General features: G+C 61.7%; 4 protein-coding genes and 1 tRNA gene. All 5 read left to right on the top strand.

Going from position 1 to position 4,256, the window contains the following annotated elements:
• Positions 1-233 precede the first annotated feature (233 nt).
• Positions 234-977: a thioredoxin family protein gene (locus NZM16_RS13780; RefSeq protein WP_295453258.1), complete on the top strand. Its 744-nt coding sequence runs from the start codon at positions 234-236 to the stop codon at positions 975-977.
• An 80-nt stretch (positions 978-1,057) separates the two neighbouring features.
• Complete coding sequence (locus NZM16_RS13775) at positions 1,058-1,255, top strand: DUF2892 domain-containing protein (protein WP_295453256.1); 198 nt, start codon at positions 1,058-1,060, stop codon at positions 1,253-1,255.
• Between the two features lie 283 nt (positions 1,256-1,538).
• A tRNA-Gly gene (locus NZM16_RS13770) sits at positions 1,539-1,614 on the top strand.
• 515 nt (positions 1,615-2,129) lie between these two features.
• Positions 2,130-2,951, top strand: a complete 822-nt coding sequence (rnc, locus tag NZM16_RS13765; RefSeq protein ID WP_295453253.1) for a ribonuclease III — start codon at positions 2,130-2,132, stop codon at positions 2,949-2,951.
• 168 nt (positions 2,952-3,119) lie between these two features.
• The gene (gene prfA, locus NZM16_RS13760) at positions 3,120-4,208 is read left to right on the top strand and encodes a peptide chain release factor 1 (protein WP_295453250.1); all 1,089 of its coding nucleotides are present in this window, start codon (positions 3,120-3,122) and stop codon (positions 4,206-4,208) included.
• The last annotated feature ends 48 nt before the right edge of the window (positions 4,209-4,256 follow it).

Here is a 4,256-nt window from a genome sequence, read left to right as displayed (position 1 = left end):
GCTTCCTCGCGGCGATTCAGGGCCCGGTTCGAGAAGGGCGGAGTTCCGGGAAAGAGGAGGACCACGTGTCACCCCGCCGCGCCCGCTGCATCTAAGGAAGTGAAGGGCAACGGTCCGCGCCATCGGGCCCTCCGACTGGGGGAAGGGGGTGGGTTCCAACCCACCCCCTCCAGGCTCCCAGGAAGAGGCCAGCGGACGGAGCCCTTTAGATCTTTGCCCCCGGAGGAGGTCCTATGGCGTTGCTGGATGCGCACACTCGTGAGGAAGTCCGACGGCTACTGGCGGACTTGAAGAACCCTGTTCGGCTTCTGGTTTTCGTGCAGAACATCGATTGTGTGTATTGCCGGGAGACCCGGCAGCTGATTGAAGAAGTGGCGGCCCTCTCTAACCAAATCACGATGGAAGTCTACAACCGGATTACCGATCGGGAGATCGCGGAACGATACGGCATCGACAAGGCACCGGCGGTCGCGATCGAGGGGGAACAGGATTATGGCATCCGCTACTTCGGGATTCCATCGGGATACGAGTTCGGCTCCCTGATCGAGGACATCCGCATGGTGGGCGCTCGGGATTCGGGGCTCTCACCGTCCAGCCGCAAGCGTCTGGCTCAGATCCAGACACCGGTTCATATCCAGGTTTTCGTCACGCCGACCTGTCCCTACTGCCCGCGGATGGTGCGGCTGGCCCATCAGGCGGCTATGGAGAGCCCATGGATCCGGGCGGACATGGTGGAGGCCATGGAGTTCCCGGAGCTGGCGGATTACTACGGGGTCTATGGGGTCCCCCGCACGGTGATCAATGAGGTCATCCATATCGAAGGCGCTGTGCCCGAGGGCTATTTCATCAATGAACTCTTAAAGGTAACGGATCCCGAAGCGATGGCACGAGCTCAAGCGGCCTGGGAGCGGATGCGCTATGAGCTCGCCAGCGCTCACGCCCATCATCACCACCATCCTCACGACGAGGAAGAGTGAAACGCGGCATAACGCCAGGAGGCTCGCTGCAGGTTCTTAAGCGGGAGGTTTTTCCATCTTTTTTGAAAGGGAGGCAAGCCATGACGCTGAACATGGCGGGTTGGGATCGAATCGTCCGGTTAATTGTGGCGGTGGTGTTCATCCTGCTCTCGGCCTTCGTCCTTCGCTTCAACACCCTGGGCATCATCCTCACCGTTGTCGGCGTGGTCTTCATCCTCACCTCGCTGATCGGCTGGTGCCCGCTCTATTCCCTCGTTGGCTTTCGGACGAAGCGCTGAACCCGTTTCCACTTCGGATCCTCTGGGCGGCTGAAGGATTCCGCCGGCATTGGGGCGCCGTAGGCGCCCCCAAGCCGGGGGCGCGCGCGATGGGGAAGGCGTCCCCTTTGGCAGCCTGCCTGCTCCCGAAATCTCCCCCCTATGGCCCTTCGGGCCATAGGGGTCGGATGGGTTCTGGAATGTTCCTGTTGCAGCCCTTCGGTCATTCCGCGGCCTACCGAGGGAGAACAGTGGATTTGACAAGGCTGCCTGGACCCATTAAATTCTTATATAGAAAAGGCGAGCGGGCGTAGCTCAGGTGGTAGAGCGTTGGCTTCCCAAGCCAAAGGCCGCGGGTTCGAATCCCGTCGCCCGCTCCATTTAGGGGGGCAGATCACGGATCTGCCCCTTTTATTTTGAGAAATAGACCTGTTGCCGAATTCGCCAGGAGGGGCTTTGGAGAGCCAGGGAGGCTGTCGAACCTAAAGGCGCCTGGATTGAAATCGGTGCCTGAAGTCGCCCATGGCGTAAGCTTCTTCGCCTCACTCTTCAATGCTCTGGCATCGTTTATAATTTTGAGGGCTTGGGGAACTGAGCTGGGGGAGGGGGGGAGCCGGAGAGGGCTATCGCCACGGCGCCTTTATCGGTTAGAAGTCAAAGCGCTACTCCGCACGGGGACGATATCGTTAGGATCCCGCCACGAGGATCGAATAGGCCCTTCTCCATGCCCTTCGAGCTACAGGCAACGGGGGTTTGGGGCGGGTCGGGCCGCCGCAGGGAGGTCCGCCCCGCCTCAAACCCTCGGGGAAGGATCAACCCGGCGGTGGATGAAGGGAAACTCCGAGGAGGAGATGGCGATTCGCGCTCCTCATCCTTCCTTAGAGGGAACTATCCGATGGGGAACTGGTGGACTCGAATCGGACGCCTTTGGGGGCGTCTTCAGGAAAAGCAGGAAGAACGCGCCCCTCGCGGGTTGCCTCCCCCTTCGCCCCAGGTTTCCCCTTCCGAAGAGTCCCTTTTACTCCTGGAGAAGCGCCTGGGCTGGTCCTTCCGGAATCGAGCGCTTCTCATAGAGGCCCTGACCCACCGGTCCTACGTCAACGAGCATCCGGATGAGGGAATCCGCGACAACGAACGGCTGGAATTTCTGGGGGATGCGGTCCTTCAACTGGTGGTCAGCACGGATCTGTTCCGCCGATTCCCGGATTGGTCCGAGGGGCGTCTAACCGAACTGCGGACGGCCCTGATCCGTGGGGAACGGCTGGCCGCCTGGGCGGAGGCGCTGGAACTGAGCCGCTGGCTTCGCATGGGGAAAGGGGAAGCCGAAAGCGCCCGGACCCGCCCCTCGGTCCTGGCGGATGCCTTTGAGGCGTTACTGGGAGCTCTGTATCTGGACGGGGGGCTGTCGGCGGCGGAACGGCTGATGGGCCAACTGCTCCCGGAGGCCATTGATCAGGCCCTGAGGGATCTGGAGTGGCATGATCCGAAAGGACGCCTGCAGCACTGGAGCCAGGCCGTCCGGGGCAAGACGCCTGTCTATCGGGTGATCGCGGTGGAAGGCCCGCCTCACGCGGCCCGCTTCACGGTTCAGGTGTTGATCGGCGATGAAGTGGTAGGGGAAGGCCAGGGAACCAGCAAACGGGAAGCCACCCGGGAGGCGGCCCGGAATGCCCTGATCCGGTTAGGGATCGAGAACGGCAGCAAAACCGAGCCCTGACCCGATCCCTCCCTCTCCCGCGGGTTTTAGGTCTGGGGCGCCGCCCTCGGCGCGCCCCGGACCTAAAACGATTTTTTGGAGTGGAGGGGCCTAGCCCGCCTTTTAATTTGGAACAACAACGGCGCCGGAATCCGGATCCCAAAGCAATCGCCCTGTGGTGAGTCCCATATGGAACGACGGTGGCTGGAAAAGCTGGAAGCTGTCGAACGGCGATATGAAGAGCTGACGGCGATGCTGGCTGACCCGGCTGTGGCTACGGATATTTCACGGCTCCGGACGCTCAGTCAGGAGCGGGAGGAGCTGGAACCGGTTGTGGAAGCTTTCCGCCGCTATCAGGCAGCGAGTCGACAGCTGGAGGATGCGCGGCAGTTGCTGGAAACGGCAGAGGATGAGGAGCTGGCCGCCCTCGCTCGGGAGGAAATGGAGCGACTCTCCGAAGAGCAGGAGCGCCTTGAACAGGAGATCCTGCGTCTCCTGCTCCCCCGCGATCCGAACGATGAGAAGAACGTCATCATGGAGATCCGCGCGGGAGCGGGTGGGGAGGAGGCCGCTCTGTTCGCTGCGGATCTCTTCCGGATGTATTCCCGCTACGCCGAGCGAAAGGGCTGGGGGGTGGAACTCCTCAGCGCAAATGAGACCGGCCTGGGCGGCTTTAAAGAAGTGATCTTCCTGATCCGCGGCCGCGGCGCCTATTCCCGCCTCAAATACGAAAGCGGCGTCCATCGAGTCCAGCGGGTTCCCATCACGGAGGCCTCCGGGCGCATCCACACCAGCACGGCCACCGTGGCCGTGCTCCCGGAGATGGATGAGGTGGAAGTGCAAATCGATCCGAAGGACATCGTCATCGAAACGTTCCGGGCGGGGACGGCGGGCGGACAGCATATGCAAAAGAACGAGACGGCGGTGCGGATCACACATATCCCCACCGGGATCGTGGTCTCATGTCAGGATGAGCGATCCCAGTTCCAGAACAAACAGCGGGCGCTGACCATTCTGCGGGCCCGCCTGTATGAGCTGGAGCGCCGGAAACGAGAAGCGGAGGTCAGCCAGGCCCGCCGTCTTCAGGTGGGGACCGCGGAGCGCGCGGAGAAGATCCGCACGTATAACTTCCCCCAGAACCGGGTCACCGATCATCGGATCAATCTCTCATTGTATCGGCTGCAGGAGATCCTGGATGGCGATCTGGATCCTCTCATCGAGGCGCTGATCATAGAAGATCAGACCCGTCGGATGGCGGAGGAAGAGGCCGTGCGGTGAGAGGTCCCGTCCCTCCAAATTCAATGCACATCCTAGTGCTTTGTCCAG

It is taken from the genome of Thermoflexus sp., assembly GCF_025055495.1.
Lineage (GTDB): Bacteria > Chloroflexota > Anaerolineae > Thermoflexales > Thermoflexaceae > Thermoflexus.
The sequence above is the reverse complement of the archived record's forward strand: the minus strand, read 5'-3'. Positions and strand labels throughout refer to the sequence as shown.